This window comes from Pseudogemmobacter sp. TB195, from assembly GCF_058313095.1.
Map to the genome: position 1 here is coordinate 1 of NZ_JBZEGG010000227.1, position 522 is coordinate 522.

Below are 522 nucleotides of genomic sequence, written 5' to 3' on the forward strand. Positions count from 1 at the left end.
TTGGGCTGATGGCCTTTGGCGGGGCGGCGCGGCAGATTGATGATGATCTGCGGCGGTTCGTCGTCGCTGTTCCACTCGGCCGGGCGGGCGATGAGTTCGCCGTCGTCATCGCGGCCGGTAATGTCGGCCAGCACCACCGGCGGCAGGCCGGCTGCGTCGTGCAGGGCGCCGTGGCGACGGTTGATGAGACCGTCCTCCTCCAGCTCCTTCAGCAGCCGTTTCAGCCAGATGCGCTGGTCGCCGCTGATGCCGAAGGCCCGGACGATGTCGCGCTTGGCCACCTTGCCGGGGGCCGAATTGATGAAGGCGACGATGGCCTCGCGCGTCGGCAGCCCCGCCGGCGCATCGCCCTCCGCGGGTTCCGTCAGGCTGTCGGGCAGCGCCGCAGCCTCCGCGAGGCGCTGCGCGGCTTCCTTGCGGGCGGCGCGAGAGCGGGTGGCGCGCGGCGCGGCGCGGGAAGAGGACGGGCGTTTGGAGCCGGGACGGGTCAAGACTTTTCCGGAGCTGGAGCATTTCGAGGAA

The 522-nt window shown here is 70.9% G+C and carries 1 protein-coding gene; it reads right to left on the bottom strand.

What is annotated here, in order from left to right:
• On the bottom strand, window positions 1-491 hold a 491-nt coding region (locus tag AC4FS3_RS29500), incomplete at its 3' end, for a helix-turn-helix transcriptional regulator (RefSeq protein WP_491023496.1).
• Window positions 492-522: the final 31 nt, after the last annotated feature.